The organism is uncultured Maribacter sp. (genome assembly GCF_947496775.1).
Classification (GTDB): Bacteria; Bacteroidota; Bacteroidia; order Flavobacteriales; family Flavobacteriaceae; genus Maribacter_B.
In genome coordinates this window covers 392,292-412,097 of sequence record NZ_CANMDU010000002.1, presented here as the reverse complement: position 1 = coordinate 412,097, position 19,806 = coordinate 392,292, and the positions used below count along the sequence as shown (strand labels likewise).

At 32.4% G+C, this 19,806-nt stretch carries 17 protein-coding genes; 15 read left to right on the top strand and 2 right to left on the bottom strand.

Going from position 1 to position 19,806, the window contains the following annotated elements; genetic code table 11:
* Window positions 1-88: 88 nt before the first annotated feature.
* From Q0856_RS06490 to Q0856_RS06440, 11 genes are all read left to right on the top strand, one after another.
* Window positions 89-1,927, top strand: a complete 1,839-nt coding sequence (locus tag Q0856_RS06490; RefSeq protein WP_298503544.1) for a phage baseplate assembly protein V — start codon at window positions 89-91, stop codon at window positions 1,925-1,927.
* A gap of 2 nt (window positions 1,928-1,929) precedes the next feature.
* Window positions 1,930-2,079: a hypothetical protein gene (locus Q0856_RS06485; protein ID WP_298503541.1), complete on the top strand. Its 150-nt coding sequence runs from the start codon at window positions 1,930-1,932 to the stop codon at window positions 2,077-2,079.
* A gap of 26 nt (window positions 2,080-2,105) precedes the next feature.
* The gene (locus Q0856_RS06480; RefSeq protein ID WP_298503539.1) at window positions 2,106-2,939 is read left to right on the top strand and encodes a hypothetical protein; all 834 of its coding nucleotides are present in this window, start codon (window positions 2,106-2,108) and stop codon (window positions 2,937-2,939) included.
* The gene (locus tag Q0856_RS06475) at window positions 2,936-3,394 is read left to right on the top strand and encodes a DUF4280 domain-containing protein (RefSeq protein ID WP_298503537.1); all 459 of its coding nucleotides are present in this window, start codon (window positions 2,936-2,938) and stop codon (window positions 3,392-3,394) included. Before Q0856_RS06480 ends, Q0856_RS06475 begins: the two co-directional genes overlap by 4 nt.
* A gap of 7 nt (window positions 3,395-3,401) precedes the next feature.
* Window positions 3,402-6,368, top strand: coding sequence for a hypothetical protein (locus tag Q0856_RS06470; RefSeq protein ID WP_298503535.1), 2,967 nt, complete (start codon window positions 3,402-3,404; stop codon window positions 6,366-6,368).
* Window positions 6,369-6,370: 2 nt separating this feature from the next.
* Entirely contained in the window at window positions 6,371-7,420 is a 1,050-nt protein-coding gene (locus tag Q0856_RS06465; protein ID WP_298503533.1) for a hypothetical protein, read from the top strand.
* 83 nt (window positions 7,421-7,503) lie between these two features.
* The gene (locus tag Q0856_RS06460; RefSeq protein ID WP_298503531.1) at window positions 7,504-8,463 is read left to right on the top strand and encodes a hypothetical protein; all 960 of its coding nucleotides are present in this window, start codon (window positions 7,504-7,506) and stop codon (window positions 8,461-8,463) included.
* A gap of 403 nt (window positions 8,464-8,866) precedes the next feature.
* A complete protein-coding gene (locus Q0856_RS06455; protein WP_298503530.1) occupies window positions 8,867-9,568 on the top strand; it encodes a hypothetical protein in 702 nt (233 codons plus the stop codon).
* A gap of 9 nt (window positions 9,569-9,577) precedes the next feature.
* Complete coding sequence (locus Q0856_RS06450; RefSeq protein ID WP_298503529.1) at window positions 9,578-10,015, top strand: hypothetical protein; 438 nt, start codon at window positions 9,578-9,580, stop codon at window positions 10,013-10,015.
* The gene (locus tag Q0856_RS06445) at window positions 9,945-10,577 is read left to right on the top strand and encodes a hypothetical protein (protein ID WP_298503527.1); all 633 of its coding nucleotides are present in this window, start codon (window positions 9,945-9,947) and stop codon (window positions 10,575-10,577) included. The genes Q0856_RS06450 and Q0856_RS06445 overlap by 71 nt, the downstream gene beginning before the upstream one ends.
* Entirely contained in the window at window positions 10,574-11,566 is a 993-nt protein-coding gene (locus Q0856_RS06440; protein ID WP_298503526.1) for a hypothetical protein, read from the top strand. The genes Q0856_RS06445 and Q0856_RS06440 overlap by 4 nt, the downstream gene beginning before the upstream one ends.
* Before the next feature lie 711 nt (window positions 11,567-12,277).
* Here Q0856_RS06440 and Q0856_RS06435 read toward each other — a convergent pair.
* On the bottom strand, window positions 12,278-13,228 hold the full coding sequence (locus Q0856_RS06435; protein ID WP_298503524.1) for a DUF4138 domain-containing protein: 951 nt from the start codon (window positions 13,226-13,228) through the stop codon (window positions 12,278-12,280).
* Window positions 13,229-13,540: 312 nt separating this feature from the next.
* On the opposite strand from Q0856_RS06435, the gene leuC reads away from it, so the two are divergent.
* From leuC to leuB, 4 genes are all read left to right on the top strand, one after another.
* The gene (leuC, locus tag Q0856_RS06430) at window positions 13,541-14,953 is read left to right on the top strand and encodes a 3-isopropylmalate dehydratase large subunit (RefSeq protein ID WP_298503521.1); all 1,413 of its coding nucleotides are present in this window, start codon (window positions 13,541-13,543) and stop codon (window positions 14,951-14,953) included.
* 95 nt (window positions 14,954-15,048) lie between these two features.
* The gene (leuD, locus tag Q0856_RS06425; RefSeq protein ID WP_298475816.1) at window positions 15,049-15,645 is read left to right on the top strand and encodes a 3-isopropylmalate dehydratase small subunit; all 597 of its coding nucleotides are present in this window, start codon (window positions 15,049-15,051) and stop codon (window positions 15,643-15,645) included.
* 35 nt (window positions 15,646-15,680) lie between these two features.
* On the top strand, window positions 15,681-17,198 hold the full coding sequence (locus Q0856_RS06420) for an alpha-isopropylmalate synthase regulatory domain-containing protein (protein WP_298475817.1): 1,518 nt from the start codon (window positions 15,681-15,683) through the stop codon (window positions 17,196-17,198).
* Between the two features lie 55 nt (window positions 17,199-17,253).
* Window positions 17,254-18,309 (top strand): 3-isopropylmalate dehydrogenase, encoded by a 1,056-nt coding sequence (gene leuB / locus Q0856_RS06415; RefSeq protein ID WP_298475819.1) that lies wholly within the window; start codon window positions 17,254-17,256, stop codon window positions 18,307-18,309.
* 114 nt (window positions 18,310-18,423) lie between these two features.
* Here the strand turns inward: leuB and Q0856_RS06410 are convergent, their stop codons facing one another.
* Complete coding sequence (locus tag Q0856_RS06410; protein ID WP_298503519.1) at window positions 18,424-19,737, bottom strand: serine hydrolase domain-containing protein; 1,314 nt, start codon at window positions 19,735-19,737, stop codon at window positions 18,424-18,426.
* Between the last annotated feature and the right edge of the window lie 69 nt (window positions 19,738-19,806).

The following is a 19,806-nucleotide window of genomic DNA, read 5'->3' as shown; positions in this document are numbered from 1 at the left end:
TTAATAAAAGTACCGTTCATCGATTTTATACCTTTATTTTTAGAATACGTCAGAATTCTCCTTATTTTAACATCCAAAATACAACACTATGCCAAAACTAATTAAACCATCTCTTATTATAGATGGGGAAGTATTTCTGCCAAAATCTGGTTTTACAGTAGCTATAGAACTTGCTATGGGCACCCATAGTTCTTTTCAAGTGGTATATCAAACCAATGCTACAGAAGGCTATAATGGAACTTTAATGAACAATTCTATTAACTATTCTGGCAAAAAAATATCTATTGGCCTAGACGATGGGCAATTAGAATATGTGGGTATTATTACTTCCGTTGCCTTACAAAAAGGAACTGGTGGTTCTGGTAGTATTGTCCTTTCTGGACAAGGGGCTAGTATTCTACTTTCAAAATCGGTACAATGCTTTAGCTATGAAGAAGGTTCTTCTTTTAGCCAAGTAGTTACCGATACTTTTAAAGGACACTCTAAAGACCTTTTAAAAATGAAATTAGGTAGTGGTACTAACATTACGCTACCTTATACGGTGCAATATAATGAGTCTGACTTTGCTTTTTTACAACGTATGGCAGCACGTTATGGTGTTTGGATCTATGATAATGGAAGAACCTTTTGCGTTGGGCGTACGGGAGATAAAGAATTACAAGGAATTTACGGCCAAGATGTACAATCCTTTGGGTTGTCTACCAACCTACAAGCACAAAATAGCAGTTTTACTTCTAAAGATTGGGTTAATGACTCTGCCTTAGAAGCTGTATCTGCAGCGCATACTGCCAAAAGCGGGCACCCGTATGCAGCGCATGTAAAAAAACAATCCGACGCCGTCTTTGCAAAAAAAGAAAACTATGATTGGAACCATAACCAAAACGAATATAGCGGACAACAAGGTTTAGACCATATTACTAAAGTAAATACTTTAGGAAAAGCCGCTAATATGATTATAGCAAATGGCACCTCAGAAATAGTTGCCTTACGCGTAGGCGATAGTTTAGTTATAGAAGGTATTAATTATTCTAATAAGGCTAGTAGAGACTCTTTTGGTTCGTATATGATTACCAAACTAACGCATCGTTTTGATCATAGTGGTAATTATGAAAATCATTTTGAGGGGGTTCCTGAGGGTACCCCACACCCGTATTACAGTACTGTTTTTGCAACACCAAAAGCAGAAGAGCAACGCGGATTGGTATTAGATAATAATGACCCCAACGGCTTAGGTAGAGTAAAAGTACAATTCCCTTGGCAGAAAACTATGAGTACCTCTACCCCATGGATAAAGGCACCTACACCCTACTCCGGTAGCGGAAAAGGCTTTTACTTTATTCCAGAAATTAATGAAGAGGTATTAGTAGGTTTTGAAGGTGGCAACCCAGAAAAACCCTATGTACTTAGTGCTGGCTACAATAACAGTGCTAGTAGTGGTATTGCAGATGCTGATAATAATATAAAAGCAATTATGACCCGTAGCGGACATATTATTGAGCTAAATGACACCGAGGGTGGGGAAAGTATTACTATTAAGGATAAGAATGAGAATGTTTTTCAGATAGATACGGTTACTAATGATATTACCATTAATGCCAATAACAATGTGAATATTAATGCGGTAGAAAATATGGCATTAAAAGCAAAGAACATGAATATTCAGGTAGAAGAAAACCTGAGTGTATATGTTGGTGGTAATAAATCTGAAATGGTAGCCAAAAATAATATGATTACTACTTCTGAGGATTATATTCTAAAAGCTGCTAATATATTAGAAACTGCATCTGAAAAAATACAGAGTGAAGCAGATGAAATTAAAAGACAAGCAGCTAAAGATATTACCATTCATAGTACCGGAGGAAGTATAAATAAAAAGGCCAACAAGAAAATTAATAACAACAGTGGTGAAGTTGGCAATCTATTTTAGATATGAAAAAAAAAGGACAAATTATTAAAATTTCTGGAGGTACTTTCAATGAACTCGTTGCTAAAGATATTACTTTCGAAGGGGAAAATATTGATATGACGGCTTTGATAAATGTAAATGAAGAAGGGGAACAAGGCATTGATTTTCTATAAAGCATGCACCATCCTAGTTTCTTAAAATGAGTAAAAGCAATACGCCGAAAAACAATACTAGTCTATCTTATAAAGATAAATTAATGTCAGTGCATCGTTTTTACGGTGTTGAAATAGAATACCTAGAACCAAAATTTAATAGAGTTCATTATATATTAGAGTCGGAATTTCTAAATTACTCAGGGAGTTTTTTTAAAGTGCAGCTAAACCGACAAAAATTGTATGTTAATAATAAAGTGCCTACAAAAGTTCTAGAAGTTTTAGCTGATAAATGTGCCAATGTATTATATCCACTAGTGCTTAAAGTTAGTTTTAGTGGCCAAATACAAGAGATAGATAACTATTTAGAAATTCAAGAAAGATGGAAGGCTTTAGTACCAAAAATTAAAAAAGAATATTCTGGCGAGATTGCAGAAAACTATATGAATAGTATTAGTACTAATATGGCAGATCAAAAAATATTCTTATCCAAATTAAGAAGAGATGTTGTATACGATTTACTTTTCCCTAGATTATTTGTTCTAGGAGAACTAAATTTTGAAAAAGATAATTGTGAATTTAATCTTCCACATTATGCGTATCCATCGGGTATTATATTTTCTGGAAAGCAAGAAATTTCAAAATATCCCAATTCTAATAACCATATTATGGTTACTTATGAAGGCAAAACTCCAGAAGCCAACGATGTAATAAAAAAAGAAATTAAAAATGGGCAACTTAATTTAAAATATGCATTAGATAACGAAAATGCGTCGATGCTTTACTTTAAAGGAATATGCGAATTTTATAATCCAGAGTACCAAAAAATAGAATATAAAATTTCTAGATTAAAGGAAATGGAAATAACAAAAAAGGTATGAGTCAAAAACATTTAGTATGCCAAGGTGCGTTATGCCAATGTCAATTTGGGGCTGCACCAGATACCTTAAAGGTACTTACCCAAAGTAAGATTTACATTAATGATGACAAATCATCCGAAAAATTGGTGGCAACAACCATGGAGTTGGGACCAACGTTTGAAAAAAATACGTTTGGCACCTGTACCATGACCAATAGCTCTTGTGTACCAAATATTATTTTATGGGATGGTTTTTATGATAAAGTTACCTTGCCAAATAAAGGCAATCCGCTTTTAGAAGATAGTAAAGGTACTTGTGCCATTGGAGGAATCCCTTCGGTAGAGTTTTTAACGCATGGACAAATGTCGCAACCTTCAGAAGCAAATGTTGAAAATACAGATGAAGAGATATTACTTTTAATTAATCCCGTAGGAACTACCGTAGAAAGGGAAATTTTGTTAATTCCTATAGACTAAAGTTAGTATGAACGATACCGAAATTAAAATAATACATAACAATAAAGAATTAAACACAGCCACTGGAGAAATTCAATTGCATAGAGATTCTTTAAGTTTTTTGGCTACCTTAAAATCTTACGACGAAGAAGTTAATGAACTCTTAGAGCTAAACCTAAAAAACAAAGAGGAAAAACAAAAAGAGTTTGATAAGAAATATAAACATATTAAAAGTGTTCATGCACTGGTTAAAAATGGATTAAACGCTAGCGGTTTACTCCTTGTTAATTATAAAACAGTCTCTTCATTACCAAAAGAAATAAAGTTTCCTGAGTTTTTAATCGGTGGTGGTAAAACATGGTTAGAATTAATTTTGGGAACAGATAATGCCACTGCAAAACTACCTAACGGTTGTTATGTATCTGCCTTAGGTACACCAGAAATATTAGAAACGGTATGGACAGATTATGAGTATAATGAAATAAAAGAGCCTATAGCTTTTGGGTCTCAAGTACTACTACATATTTACACCAAAGACCTATACGGGCAAGAACTTAAAATAAACCTTACGGATAAAGATATTTTTACTCCTAATGATCTTTTATATACGTATCGTAGAGAAGTAAATATAGAAAAAATACACCCAAAAGATGAAGGAAGAACAGGTATAGACGGAAGAGTAAATAAAGAAGGAAAAAGTGTTCAACATATACAAAAAATAACTATTCCTGTTGTTGTAGATTTAAGTTGGATGTTCCATGCAGGGAAATCATTAAAAGTTTTCCCAGCGATACTTAGCGATAAAACTGGAAAATATTTTAGCGGTTTTAAACGTAATTATTTAACCGTAAAAGAAGGAGGAAAAGGGTATGTAAACCCAGACTCTAAAGGTAATGTTGCTGTTATGGTAGGCAAAGTAGAAACCAACATTGAAGCCTTTGACCCATGCAGATATACTAAAATAGATTTAAAGTATAAAGATTTAAACTCAGTACTCTTTTCAGTTAAGGATCAAATAAATACTGCAAATGATGTTATAGAAATTGGAGTTTTAAGCAATTCTGCTGAGAATGCAGAAACGGTTACTATAACTGTTTCTAATGTAAATACCGAAGTGTGTGATAATAAACCAGAACTACACACCAATAAAGTTATTGATATTTCTGCTTTAGAGAAAATTATAGTAGAACCTAAACCTATATATAAAGAGGCAGGCACTACTACACTGGAGTTTATACCTAAATACCCTTATAAATATATTTCTGGAAAAAAGAAAGATTTTCTTCCTTTTTTCTTAGAATACTTTCCTGCGTTTAATGAAAAGCCAGCACTTATAAACCTACCTGTAACAACCTGTGCATACCAAAAAAAGTTAAACCTTAGAATTTACCCAGATGCAGCTTTTGCTATGCATTTACAGATTGGAAATCCAATAGATTATACCGATCAAAGTAAAATTTATTACCGCAATATTGATTTACAATCAAAATCAAAACTTGTTCGTGGTTTAGAAAACGAAATGAAATGGGTTCGTCAAAAATCAAAAGAAGCAGAGATTATTACAAAATATCTTCCTAATAGTATTTTAAATGGTATAGTACAAGAAATTGTTTATGACTACATAGAAAACTCTGCAAAGGATCTTGCTGCTGGTTTTCATGGCTATCATACTTTTACAGCGCCTAATGAAGCCACCCTAATAAACTATAGTAAGCAATATGAATGGATTCCTAAAACCATGATTATTGGTGGTGTAATATTATCTGCCGCAGTAGATGGATTAATATTATACCTTACACGTGGTAAGTCTGCCGCAGTGCAGAGTGCTTCCTTATTATCTAAAGCAACACAAGCATATAAAATATATAGAAAATATAATAGATATAAAAAAACTGCTACGAAACTTATGACGGGACAATTTATTGACCCCGCCAAACCTAATAACACAATAACGGAATTTATCTGGCCACAAATTGCTGCAACACGAGCAATAGGGTATGTAAGTCAAGAAAATGGTAATGTTGCTGTTGAGTTAATAGAAAGATTAGATGCAGCACCTCTTTTTGCCTTGAACCATAAAGTAACAGGTTCACTTGGCTCTATAGTTGCTGGTTTTGTAGGTATTACAACCATTTTTGATACCGCAGAACAAGCCGTTGGTGTAGTAGGCATGCTTCGAGATTTAAAAGATGCTAAAAAAGATATCGAAAATGCTCCAGCTAGCTCTTCTTCAGACAAAAAAAACACTACAGTTTCTGCTACAGATGTAATTAAAGAAGAATCTAAAGGTTTTACCCCTGCAGACTATCTACGTTTTAAAGATATGCAAGTTTTTTTAGATGCTCTAGAGAGAAAAATACACGCCAAAATCGATAAAAAATTTAATGAATTGTTTGGTACGGCGGCAAAGGTAGAGTTAGACTTTATAGGTTACTATAGCGCACATTATGAGTTTAGGGTTAATGTATTAGAAAATAAAATGTACCTAGATATTTTTGAAGACCAAAAGAAGCCATATAGTTTTTCTAATGACAAACAACTAACTTTTGGTAGAGATTATGGTGTAGCCCTAGTACTTAAATTTAGTGCCAACTCCCAAGCAGAACAAAAATGGAGCAAACTCAATGATTATACACCAGAATTTTTAGGCGTAAGCTTTTCAGATACTAAGGTAGATACTAATGTTCAAGGAGAAGTAAAAGGCTCTCTAAATTTTGAGCGTACCTTTAAATGGGCGGTTAAAAACAAACAACCCACCGTAAGAGATACCATTATTTTTACTGGGATTGCAGGGAGTTTGTATATGAACTTAGAGTTAGAAATAAATAATGATAATGATTGGGAAACTATTGTTGATGAAGAAATAGGAACCACAAATGCTGATAAACCCGAAGAAAAGAAACCCATTAATGTAGAGTTAATACCTGGCTTTACTATTAATTTTGATGAACAACCTATATTTGAACAATCTTTTTGGGAATATTTAATGCGATAATAATGAAAAAAATAATTCTAATACTATTAACAATGAGCACTTTAGGTTCTTGTGCTCAAAAAAATCAAACAAAAACAGCAAATAAAAAAATAATGATGCCTATACCTCAAGAAAGCAAAGATATTACTGTGGATAATTTTGTAGAAAAAGTAGTTTCACAAATTAAGCATTATGAGAAAGAGCCTATGTATTTTATTAGACCTTTACAAAATAATTGCGTTTATGAACTTCTTGTAAATGACTATCTTATTTATCAAGATTATGGCATTGAAAAATTAGGCACACCTATTAACATTAATAGAGCTATTTTACAAAGTGGACCACAAACCGTTACGGTACGTTTATATCCTTTGGGCGATGCTATGAAACGTGCCTATGGCACCAAAGAAACTGTAACTACCCTATTAGATAAAACGGAGATGAATATTAGTGTAGTAAAGTATGATGCTTTTAATATTAGTCAAGATCTAGAAGATGAGATTCTAGTAAAAGAACACAAAGCACCAACCATAGAAGGAACTAATGCGTTTTTAGGAGCAGGGTTACCTTACTTTGAATATACCTTTAGTTTTGATGCAAAAGTACCTTATGTAAATGAGGGATGGACTAATGGAGAGGATTTAACCAAATTTGATAAAGAGGAACTCGAAAAACAGATTTTAAAGTGTTACAATGAATATATATATATATATAAGAATAAAGAGCTCGACACTCTATTAAAAATGATTTATTTGTCAGAAATTAGAAGAAGACAAGCTCAATATCAAAATAGAGAAAAAGTGAAAAGAGTCTTAGATGAATCTAAAGAATCTCTAAATTATAAGAATAAAGAATTTCAACCTCTAGAAAATTATATCATAAATTTTTATGGCAACAACAAAATAGTTTCTTTGAGACATCCTAGCAAAGAACCAGTAGACCATCGATTAAGAGGTTGGTCTGCCTTTTGGTTTAAATATCAAAAAGGAAATAGAATAAAAGGATATTATCCTGGATTATATTTATACCTCCCCAAAGGACAACCTTTAGACTCATTGCAAATGATAAGGTAATTAACATGACGTATAAATTCTGTTTTATAATTTTATTTGTTGTTTTAAACTGTTCCGCTCAACAGAACAAAGATAACAACACTATGCTACCTGTATCTGATAAATTGAAAGACATTACTGCCTCTAACTTTGTTGACCGCGTTTATAGCGAAGTAAAACATTACGATAAAGAGCCCCGTTATTTTATTCGACCTACACAAAGTAATTGTCTTTTTGAAATTTTAGTTAATGATATCTTGGTACATAAAGAATATACTATGGAAGTACTAGGATCACCCAAAAGTATCAACCATGCTATTTTGCAAAGTGGACCACAAACCATTACTGTTAAAATGTACCCTTTGGGGAATGCTATGAAACGTACTTATGGAACCGAAGAAACCATAAACACGTTATTAGAGAAAACAGAGATGAATATTAGTGTGGTTAAATATGAAGCTTTTAACATTAGTCAAGATCTAGAAGACGAACTGGTTATTAAAGAGCACAAAGCACCAACCAAAAAAGGCAACAATAAATTTTTAGGAGCAGGTCTCCCGTATTACGAATATTCTTTTACTTTCAATGCAGATGTTCCGTATAATCTGCAAGGATGGCAAGATGGGCAAGATCTCACCAAATTGGATAAGGATTTATTAGAAGCCCAAGTATTATCCTATTATAAGAAATTAAAAAACGTTTATCTTAACAAAGATGAGGATGCTCTTGCTAAAAGTTATTATGGAGATATTCAAATCATAGCACAGTCTAAATATTCCTCAAAACAAGAAATACAAGAAATGTGGGAGGAATCATTAAACGAACTTAATTACAAAAACAAAAATTTTGATCCTTTTGAAAATTATGTGATAAATTTCTATGGAAATGGTAAAATAGTAGCGTTAAGGCATCCAAGTATAGAACCCGTGGATAGAAGAATACGTGGGAAATCCGCATTTTGTTTTAAGTATCATACTGCAACAAGGATTAGGGCTTTTTTCCCATCTATAGATTTATACCTACCAAAAGGTGAATCTTTAGAAAATCTACGAAGAATTGAGTAACCCCAGCTAGCACTCGTTTATAACAAGTGCTGTACAGAGTAAGAAACAATAAAGTAAAAAGAAAGCTATCTAAAACTTAGATAGCTTTCTTTTTACTTTATTGTTGTTTCTTTTGCTACTATATATTGGATAAATGTATTAGACAAGAATATTTTAATATTCTATTAGAAAGCGTTGTTTCTGGTTTTGTTAGCATTGCAATAGATTACAAATAAAATAGTGCTAAAAACTTTGCAGATGACCATACAGTACTAAAATTGACGATATTGGCTTGTTAGAATATAAAATAACTAGGACGGCACTCGCTATAAACGAGCGCTAGCGGGGGAAGATCAGGATATTTTAGAAGCAATTTTTAAGAAAAAACAAAAATATAAAATGATTAATTTATAATTGTATGAAAATGAAAAATGTAATCAAAACTGTAATTATATTATGTATATTAATTACCTCTTGCAACTCACAAAATAAGATGGATTTATCAGATATTAAGCTACCAGCTGAAAATAACGTATTTATTAACAAAAAGTATAAATTAACTGAGTCTGAATATATCGCAGAAACAGGTTACACCATATACAGATCCTTTGACCACGATTTATTAGTATTTAACGGTGAAAATATATCTAGCAACTTTGAAGGTGACCCTGATCATAATACAAACTACGGTTTTTTTTATATGAACAATGAAAACAAATTATTTTCATTAATTAAAATGACCAGTTTTGAAACTGATAAAACAAAATTACTCCATGATGCATTACTAGAAAAATTTGGAACACCTAATTATTATAAAAGTATTTCATTTGCCAGCTATAGTGTTTGGGAAAATAAAAAAACTAAAAACATATATTTTTATGAACATAATTATGGAGGTAAATCAAACAACATTCCTTTTGAAGAAGGCATTTTATATATTATAGATATGAATGATGAAACTCTAATTAATAAATATTCAATAGGTGGTTATACTTATTATATAAAATATTTAAAGCAAAGAAATAAAGATGGCAAAGAATATACCTATGAAGAATTTGCGAAGAAAGAAAATGAAGATGGAACAGATAGATATTTAAAAGCAATATCAAACCCTGTTAAACATTAAAAAAATCTAATGAAATTATTAATACATTTTACTCTTATCTGTTTACTTGCACTGACAACTTACAGCTGCAAACAAAAAGAAAAAGGGATTGATATTGCCGAAATTATTACCGATAAAAACCCTGAGGCTATAAAATCTTATCTACAAGATTTAAGTACTTCTGAGTCAGATTATGGTGATTTTACAATGACAAGTTATTTTTATGCTGGAGATTCTATTCCTAATCTTAAAATTATAGATATACCAATCCAAAATATTACAGCTAGCTATTTTGATAATGAATTTGTGCATTTATCAATTCATATTAATAAAAAAGAAAACCTAAGTAAACTAAGAGATAGCTTAATAACACAGTTTGGAGAACCAAAAATAACAGATGAAATGGGAGATACTAATTATATATGGATTACAAGCCAAACCCTTTTTAGCACTAAACCATACCTATGAATTTGATGACAGGGTCTTAGAAAATTTTAAAGAACTAAAAAAGTTTAACCTTAAGGTAGTTACTACAGGGGAAATTAACTTTGATTTAAAAATAAAATACCATAGTTTGGCTAAAACGTTCGTAGTTGAAGACCATGATGCAAATACAGAAAGAAAGTTAAACCCAAGTGATATTTATCAAATGCAGGGGGCTATTACCTTCTTACTTGATACCGAAGTAAAAGGAGAATTAAAAAAAGAATTTGAATTATGGAAATTAGGTTCTTTAGAAACGACATTAGACTTTGAAGGCAAACTTAAAGCAACTTCAGCAATACGTGTAAGCCGTAAAATAGGTGTTGATAAAATTAGAGGGCCTTACTTAGAAGATGTACTCGATTTTGATGGAGTTAAAGGTTCTTACTTTCAAAAGGTAGTTGGGAAAATTGGAGGTGAAAGAGGATTAAAACATGATACTAATCCAAATAATAAAATAGAACCTTTTACCCTTTTTGAATCCAAAAGAACTAATTTACGCAAACATTATTTATTCGAACTCTTTTCTAAACCCTCAGAAAAATGAAAAAAATTTTAATACTTAGTATTTTGTCTTTAAGTATAATAGGTTGTGCTCAAAAAACAAAAAACAAAAAACATATGAAAACAAGACCAATAGTCCAACTATACAATAATCCCAAAAAATTAGATTATAGTTCCATGCCAGTTTATCATTTAATGGATCCTTCTCAGAGTGGCTGTTATTATGAAGTTTATGTAAATGGAGTTTTAGTTTCTAAACTTTATGAAAATACTACTAGAATTGGAAACTTTGTTCCTCTAAATGATGTCATTTTAAAAAGTGGCAAACAAAAAGTAACTATAAAACTATTCCCTGTGGAGAATAATGATGGTACACCATCTTTAACATTAGGTTCCGATGTTATTTTCAAACTAGAAATTGCAATGTACGATGCCAAAAAAGAGAATGATGAGGGTGTATCGGTAAAAACATACTCCATACCTACCACAACCGGTAAATCGTACAATACATTTAAATACCCAGATGCACCTTATTACGAAGAAACCTTTACTTTTGAAGCCGAAGTACCTTATACTCTAACCGGTTGGAGCGAAAGCCAGGATTTAAGCAAAATGGATAAAGGTATGCTAGAACAGGAAGTATTGGATTTTTATGCTGAATACGATAAGCTAATACAGAGCCAAGATGAAGAAAAATGGGTGGAAATGGCACGTAATTCTGAATTGGAATATTATAAATCAGTTGCTTATAACAACGTAGAAGATTCTGAGATAAAAGATCGAATTAAAGAATACTCTAATTTCATGGATAGTGAGTTAATAAAATCATACCCATTAGATTCATATGAAATGGTTTTTTTGGCTGAGGGTAAGGTCGTAACTTTAAGAAGCTTGGAATTCCCAGGGGAATCTGCTTACACTTTTGGAAGAATGATTGATAATAATGGAAAAAGAGTTGAAACTAGATCCTCAAGATATTTATTTCTACATAAACCAAAAAGCAGTAACAAACTAGAAATTATACGTTTATAAAAAAATGAGAGTTTTTTGGTTTCTGAGTATTTTTAGGATGTTCTTTTTTGTCTGGTCCTGAAATAAGTTTACAAATTTATACTTAATCCTAATATAGATTTACCCCGCTAGCACTCGTTTTTAACGAGTGCCATACAGAGTAAGAAACAACAATAAAAACTATCTAAGTTTTAGATAGCTTTTATTGTTGTTTCTGGTTTTGTTAGCATTGCAATAGATTACAAATAAAATAGTGCTAAAAACTTTGCAGATGACCATACAGTACTAAAATTGACGATATTGGCTTGTTAGAATATAAAATAACTAGGAGGGCACTCGTTATAAACGAGCGCTAGCGGGTGATGCTTTTGATGAATACCGTAAAGCGGATTATAAACGTAGAAAAGAAGAAGGCTTTCCCCCTCCTATTTTTAGAAGTTTTATACAAACTCGAGAGTACAAAGACAAATGGCAAAAAGAAAGAGACAAACATTGGAAAGATATTATTGATACCAATGAAAAAGGAAACCAATTGCACCGTATATGGCAATCTGCAGAAAATGTAGAACGCCATGGAGAATGGGAAGCTGTAGTACCACAATAAAAATAACCATGAAAAAAACTATTCTAAATTTTAACAGAAAAGTTACCCATACTTCCTACATAAAGAAAAGAAAAAAAAATGCTTTTTGGGCAGGGTTATAAACAGCAACTTATATATACCTGAAAAAACTACCCGTTTATTATTTTATTAGTTAATGGTAACATTAAAAAACGATTACCATCAAATCCGTTTAAAATAATATAAACATGTTGATTTTCACTTAGTTTAAAATTTTTAAAAACATAAACACTACTAAAACTGCTATTGGGTTTTAAAACATTTTTAGTATTAAACTCATAAAGAGGAGTTAAAGAAAGCTCTTCCGAACCACCTCGAGTTTTAATATAAAATTGTAAATCGTTTATAGGGTAACTCTTTAGAGAGCCATTAGTTAATTGTAGTGTAATATACATTTCATTCTTATCAGAAGCAACATGGTTTATTTTTAACTCAATAACACCAGTTTTTCTCGCCACTTTTTTAATGGTTGGTTTTTGTAAATAAGTATTTTCGCAAAAAACTTCATAGTACGTTTCTGGATCCGACCTATACAAATCTAATTCTGGTTCCAGAACAGCCATAGGCTTTTCATTAAAATCTAGTACATTATTTTCAACAATCGGAATATTACTATTCTCTAGGACTGTACTATTTTCCTCTATCTTTTTTAATTTCGTAAGAGGTATGGATATAGTATCTTCTTTACTATGTATTGCTTTTGTACTAGAACCATGCATTTTTCCAATCGCTTGTTCTGGTGTTAAAACAAAAACAAAATGATTAACCTCTTTGGCATACTGCAAAACAAAAGAAAATATATTTCCATCATTTGTGGTAACTGTTAAATTACTTAAATCCTTTCCCTTTTTAGCTTTTAAGACACCCATATTACTTTGCTTGTCGTAACTAAAATGAAAATCATGAGATGGCTCTATTACAGTAGCTATTTCCGAAGGAAAAAATAAAGTAATGCTATTGGTTTCATTAAGAGTTACTTTTATAGGGCCTACGGAAGCACTTATAAACCAACAAGAAAAAAAGAAACCAATAAAAATACTATTCTTTAAAAAATTACGCATTGTACACTTTAATTTATTTAATAGTCCTATATATAAAGACAATTATTAATACTTTATAAAAAATATTTTTTTAATAAAACAGCAATATACATAAGAGTTAACTTACTTTTTGCACAAAATCGTTGTAAGTGCATTTTAATAAGACCAAAAAAAAAGAAACGTAGATTAATAACCCAGGTAGAAACTTTAATTGGGCCCTAAAATTTGTTATTTATAACAAAAAAAGGTCTTGAACATCGTAATTTACACCCACAATAATTTCTAAAAAGAACTAGTTTTCCTAGTTTTGTTAGCTTAGAATACAAATAAATTATGAGTACAAAAAAGACGTTATTTGATAAAGTGTGGGATTCCCACGTAGTAAAACATGTAGAAGATGGTCCAGATGTATTATTTATAGATCGCCATTTAGTACATGAGGTTACTAGCCCTGTTGCCTTTTTAGGTATAAAAAACAGAAAATCTGGAGTTTTATTTCCGAATAAAACCTTTGCTACTGCAGATCACAACACCCCTACCATAAACCAACATTTACCAGTTGCAGACCCTCTTTCTGCAAACCAACTTAAGGCATTAGAAGAAAATGCAAAAGAATACGGTATTAGTCACTGGGGGCTTGGTCATGAAAAAAACGGAATTGTACACGTTGTAGGACCTGAATACGGAATTACGCAACCTGGAGCAACAATTGTTTGTGGTGACTCTCATACATCTACGCACGGTGCTTTTGGTGCAATAGCTTTTGGTATTGGTACTTCTGAGGTAGAAATGGTATTATCTACACAATGTATTATGCAGCCTAAGCCAAAGAAAATGCGTATTAATATTGAAGGAGAGTTAAACTTTGGAGTTACTCCTAAAGATGTTGCTTTATATATCATATCTCAATTAACTACTTCTGGTGCTACAGGGTATTTTGTAGAATATGCTGGTGATGTTTTTGAAAACATGACTATGGAAGGTCGTATGACGGTTTGTAACCTAAGTATAGAAATGGGTGCTCGTGGTGGTATGATTGCTCCAGATGAAAAAACTTTTGAGTACGTTAAAGGAAGAGAATTTACTCCAACTGGTGCTGCATGGGATAAAGCCATGGCATACTGGAAAACTTTAAAAACAGACGAAGGCGCTGAGTTTGATAAAGAACTTACTTTTAGTGCTTCTGATATAGAACCAATGATTACGTATGGAACCAATCCAGGAATGGGTATGGGAATTTCTAAAAGTATTCCAAATGCTGAAGATTTAGAAGGTGGCGTTGCTACGTATAAAAAATCTTTAGGTTATATGGCTTTTAATGAAGGGGAAGATATGATTGGTAAGCCTATAGATTTTGTTTTTATAGGTAGTTGTACTAATGGTCGTATTGAAGATTTTAGAGCCTTTACTTCTATTGTAAAAGGACGCAAAAAAGCGGATAATGTAACCGCATGGTTAGTACCAGGTTCTCATAAAGTAGAATCTGCTATAAAAGAAGAAGGTCTTTTAGATATTTTAACAGAAGCTGGTTTTGAATTAAGAGAACCCGGATGTTCTGCTTGTTTAGCTATGAATGATGATAAAGTACCTGCAGGAAAATTAGCAGTTAGTACATCAAACAGAAACTTTGAAGGGCGTCAAGGTCCAGGATCAAGAACCTTATTAGCTTCTCCACTAGTTGCTGCTGCTGCTGCTGTTACAGGAAAAGTTACAGACCCAAGAGAATTAATGAAAGAATTGGCATAGCCAATTTGCTTTTAGCTATTGACTGCTGGTCATTAGCAAAATCAATGTTAAATTAAAGCTAGAGGCTAACAGCCAATAGCAAAAAGCTATAAAAAATGGCATACGATAAATTTGAAATATTAAATAGTACGGCTGTTCCACTTCCAATAGAGAATGTAGATACAGACCAAATAATACCAGCTCGTTTCTTAAAAGCTACAGAACGTAAAGGTTTTGGAGATAATCTTTTTAGAGATTGGCGTTACAATGGAGACAATACTCCAAAATCTGATTTTGTTCTTAACAACCCAACATATTCTGGTAAGATATTAGTTGGTGGTAAGAACTTTGGTTCTGGTTCTTCTAGAGAACATGCTGCTTGGGCAGTTTATGACTATGGATTTAGATGTGTAATCTCAAGTTTCTTTGCAGATATCTTTAAAGGAAACTGTTTAAATATTGGTGTTTTACCAGTACAAGTTAGTCCAGAATTTGCTGCAAAAGTTTTTGCTGCAATAGAGGCCGACCCAAATACAGAAATCTCTGTTAATTTACCAGAACAAACTGTTACTATTGTAAAAACAGGAGAAAAAGAGTCTTTTGATATTAATGGATACAAAAAACAAAATATGCTTAATGGTTTTGATGATATTGATTACTTAAACAATATTAAATCGGAGATAAGCGAATTTGCAAAAGAATTACCATTATAAAACATAAGATTTAAGCAGGTATTGCTGTACATACCATGGAAAAAAGAAAACTTGAAATAATGGATACCACCCTGAGAGATGGTGAACAAACCTCAGGAGTATCCTTTTCATCTTCCGAAAAACTTACACTAGCACAATTATTATTAGACGAACTTAAAGTAGATCGTATAGAAGTTGCATCTGCAAGAGTTTCTGATGGTGAATTATTGGCGGTACAAAAAATTACGGAATGGGCTGCAGAAACAAACAACTTAGACCGTGTTGAAGTTTTAACCTTTACAGATGGAGGTATTTCTTTAGATTGGATGGAAAAAGCAGGTGCAAAAGTGCAAAACCTTTTAACTAAGGGCTCTCTTAACCACCTAAAATACCAACTTAAAAAAACTCCTGAAGAACATTTTTCAGACATTGCTTCTATTTTTAGTAAGGCTAAAGAAAAAGGATATACTAATAATATATATTTAGAAGATTGGAGTAACGGAATGCGTAATTCTAAAGAATATGTATTTCAATTTCTAGATTTTTTAGCAACACAACCTGTAAAGAGAATATTGTTGCCAGATACTTTAGGCATACTAACGCATACCGAAACATTTTCTTTTATATCTGAAATAGTACAACGTTACCCTAATTTACATTTTGATTTTCATGGTCACAATGATTATGATTTAGGTGTTGCAAATGTTATGGAAGCGGTAAAAGCGGGTTGCCATGGCCTACATCTTACCGTAAATGGTATGGGAGAAAGGGCAGGAAACGCTCCTATGGCAAGTGCAATTGCTGTAATAAATGATTTTTTACCAGAAATAGCAATTAACGCTAATGAAACCGCTTTACACAAAGTGAGTAAATTAGTTTCTGCTTTTACTGGTTTTAGAATACCTGCAAACAAGCCAATTGTAGGAGACAATGTTTTTACACAAACCGCTGGTATTCACGCAGATGGAGACAATAAAAACAATCTTTATTTTAACGATTTACTTCCGGAACGTTTTGGACAAAAACGTAAATACGCACTTGGAAAAACTTCTGGAAAAGCCAATATTCAAAAAAATCTTCAAGATTTAGGTTTAACTCTAAATGATGAGGATTTAAAGAAAGTTACCCAAAAAGTAATTGCTTTAGGAGACAAAAAAGAAAGAGTAACTAAAGAGGATTTACCTTATATAATTTCTGATGTTTTGGATAGTCAGGAATATTTAAACAAAATAGTAATAAAGTCTTATGTGCTTACGCACTCTAAGGGATTAAAACCATCTACCACTATAGCCATAGAAATAGAAGGAGAATTAATTGAAGAAAACGCTCAAGGCGATGGTCAATTTGATGCTTTTATAAATGCCTTGAAAAAAGTTTATAAAAGTAAGAAGTTAGATTTTCCTAAACTTACAGATTATGCGGTTCGTATACCTCCTGGAAGTAATTCGGATGCGCTTTGCGAAACTAGTATTACTTGGGAGAAAAATGGAAAAGAGTTTACCACACGTGGATTAGATTCTGACCAAACCGTATCAGCAATTAAAGCTACAGAGAAGATGTTAAACATCATATAAAAAAATAGAAACCAATATTAACACCACAATAAAAATTATTGTAAAATAAAATAGAATGAAATTAAATATAGCATTATTAGCTGGGGACGGAATTGGCCCTGAAGTAATAGACCAAGCCGTAAAAGTATCTGATAAAATTGCAGAAAAATTTGGACATGATATTTCATGGACTCCAGCTTTAACAGGTGCTGCAGCGATTGATGCTGTAGGAGAACCTTATCCAGATAGCACACATGCTATTTGTGAAGCTGCAGATGCTGTTCTTTTTGGAGCTATAGGTCACCCTCGTTTTGATAATGATCCTTCTGCTAAAGTAAGACCAGAACAAGGATTACTTAAAATGCGTCAGAAATTGGGGCTTTTTGCTAACGTAAGACCAACATTTACCTTCCCTTCTTTAATTGATAAATCTCCATTAAAAAGAGAACGTATAGAAGGTACAGATTTAGTTTTCTTAAGAGAACTTACTAGTGGTGTTTATTTTGGTGAAAGAGGAAGAAAAGATGACGGAAACATTGCTTTTGATACCATGACTTATACTCGCGAAGAAATTCAAAGACTAGCAAAAAAAGGGTTTGAATTAGCAATGACACGTTCTAAAAGATTATGCTGTGTAGATAAAGCCAATGTTTTAGAATCTTCTAGACTATGGAGAGAAACCGTACAAGCAATGGAAAAAGAGTATCCAGAAGTAACAGTTTCTTATGAGTTTGTAGATGCTGTAGCTATGCGTTTAGTACAATGGCCAAGTGATTATGATGTTTTAATCACTGAAAACTTATTTGGTGATATTTTAACGGATGAAGCTTCCGTAATTTCTGGTTCTATGGGATTAATGCCATCTGCATCTGTAGGAACGGATAATAAATTATATGAGCCAATTCACGGTTCTTATCCACAAGCAGCTGGGAAAGATATTGCTAACCCACTAGCAACGGTTTTATCTGCGGCAATGATGTTTGAAGATTTTGGTTTAACAGCAGAAGCTAAAGCTATAAGAGATGTAGTAAACAAATCTTTAGCAGAAGGTGTTGTAACAGAAGATTTGGCAGATGGAGCTAAAGCTTATAAAACGAGTGAAGTTGGTGATTGGTTAGCAGGAAACATCTAACAGAAGAAATCTCTACTACTATAAAGAAAAAGGCTGTCTAGAAATATTTTAGACGGCCTTTTACAGTTTTACACACTACTATTTTACTTGTTTCTTACATATTGAAGTCTCACCCTATTCCGTAGCTTGCAACGCAGCGTAACCATCTAATTTCACTTCTTTTTTAGTTAAAGAAAGACTATATACTTTTTTCACTATATCATGTAAATCTGGTATAACATTTCTTGCGAGTTTAGAATTGCCATTTAATAAAACGCAAATACCTAAATCCGATTCGGGGTAGACTGCAATTTCATTTCTATAATTATTTACACTTCCTCCATGATGCCACATAGTAGTGCTTTCATTAGTTTCATGGTCCTTAAACTCATGTATACGCCAACCAAAACCGTAAGCAGACTTTACATGCCCCGGCCAACGTTGGTAATACTTTCTATGACCTTTAAGCTCTATAAAAGGTTTAAAAACCTCTCCAATAGCATTTTTTCGCATAACCTCAGGGTTGTGCCCCAATAAAAAACGCATCCATTTCGCCATATCTAATGAACTAGCATTTATACCTCCTGCGGATACAGCGTTATAATATTTATTCGTTAAAGGTAAACTTCTCCATCCCTTAGTTCCTTTTGTATGTGGTAAGGCTACATTGTTATAACTTAATAATGCTTTGTGATCCATAGATACTGTAGACATTCCTAAAGGTTTAAAAAAGCGATTCTTTAGAGCCATTGTTATTTCATTACCAGTAGTTTTCTTTATAACTTCTTGACTCAAAGAAAACATAGCATTTTGGTAACTATATACCTGCCCTGGCTCACTAATAGGTTTTATAGCATTAAAACGCTTTGCTATAGTTGTTATGGGTAAACCTGCTTCTACTAAATTGGTAAAGCTATGATACGCTGTACCCGAAGTATGAGATAAAATATGGGCTAATTTTATATGCGATGTATTTTCGTCATCACCGAAATGAAAGTCGGGCAGGTAATCGGTAATTTTATCATTCCAATTAAGTTTTCCTTCTTCTTTTAAATCGGCCGTTAAGATGCCTGTAAAACCTTTAGATAGCGAACCTAAACGAAAAACTGTTTCTCCATTTACCCTTTCTTTTTTATGTATATCTCTTTTTCCAAATCCATCTGAAAGTATAATAGAATCTCCTTTTACAATACTGATTCCTGCTCCAACAATACCACCTGATTTAATTTCCTTTTCAAAATAAAGGCGTATTCTCTTATACAACTCTTCCTTATTTTGTAGATACCTAAGTTCCTTTTCTTTATTAATTTTTATTTGTTCTGAAGAAAGTATTAAAGCTGATTTTTCAATATCAATTAAATCTTCTCTTTGCTTATTAATATAAGTAAATGCAGCAATATATAGCAGGATTAAAAGTGTGGTGCCTGCCAAAATTTTAAAACGTTTCACGTTAAGTCTTAATTTGGTTAAAAATTTGGGGTTAATGGTTAAGCCATTCGGCTTAATTAACTAAACGCA

Bases quoted from the DNA above. Each gene is read 5' to 3' on its own strand.
- Q0856_RS06470 (WP_298503535.1), top strand. From the start codon at position 3,402: ATGAACGATACCGAAATTAAAATAATACATAACAATAAAGAATTAAAC.
- leuD (WP_298475816.1), top strand. From the start codon at position 15,049: ATGGCATACGATAAATTTGAAATATTAAATAGTACGGCTGTTCCACTT.
- Q0856_RS06475 (WP_298503537.1), top strand. From the start codon at position 2,936: ATGAGTCAAAAACATTTAGTATGCCAAGGTGCGTTATGCCAATGTCAA.
- Q0856_RS06490 (WP_298503544.1), top strand. From the start codon at position 89: ATGCCAAAACTAATTAAACCATCTCTTATTATAGATGGGGAAGTATTT.
- Q0856_RS06450 (WP_298503529.1), top strand. From the start codon at position 9,578: ATGAAATTATTAATACATTTTACTCTTATCTGTTTACTTGCACTGACA.
- Q0856_RS06455 (WP_298503530.1), top strand. From the start codon at position 8,867: ATGAAAAATGTAATCAAAACTGTAATTATATTATGTATATTAATTACC.
- Q0856_RS06435 (WP_298503524.1), bottom strand. From the start codon at position 13,228: ATGCGTAATTTTTTAAAGAATAGTATTTTTATTGGTTTCTTTTTTTCT.
- Q0856_RS06485 (WP_298503541.1), top strand. From the start codon at position 1,930: ATGAAAAAAAAAGGACAAATTATTAAAATTTCTGGAGGTACTTTCAAT.
- Q0856_RS06445 (WP_298503527.1), top strand. From the start codon at position 9,945: ATGAAATGGGAGATACTAATTATATATGGATTACAAGCCAAACCCTTT.
- Q0856_RS06460 (WP_298503531.1), top strand. From the start codon at position 7,504: ATGCTACCTGTATCTGATAAATTGAAAGACATTACTGCCTCTAACTTT.
- leuB (WP_298475819.1), top strand. From the start codon at position 17,254: ATGAAATTAAATATAGCATTATTAGCTGGGGACGGAATTGGCCCTGAA.
- Q0856_RS06465 (WP_298503533.1), top strand. From the start codon at position 6,371: ATGAAAAAAATAATTCTAATACTATTAACAATGAGCACTTTAGGTTCT.
- Q0856_RS06420 (WP_298475817.1), top strand. From the start codon at position 15,681: ATGGAAAAAAGAAAACTTGAAATAATGGATACCACCCTGAGAGATGGT.
- Q0856_RS06440 (WP_298503526.1), top strand. From the start codon at position 10,574: ATGAAAAAAATTTTAATACTTAGTATTTTGTCTTTAAGTATAATAGGT.
- Q0856_RS06480 (WP_298503539.1), top strand. From the start codon at position 2,106: ATGAGTAAAAGCAATACGCCGAAAAACAATACTAGTCTATCTTATAAA.
- leuC (WP_298503521.1), top strand. From the start codon at position 13,541: ATGAGTACAAAAAAGACGTTATTTGATAAAGTGTGGGATTCCCACGTA.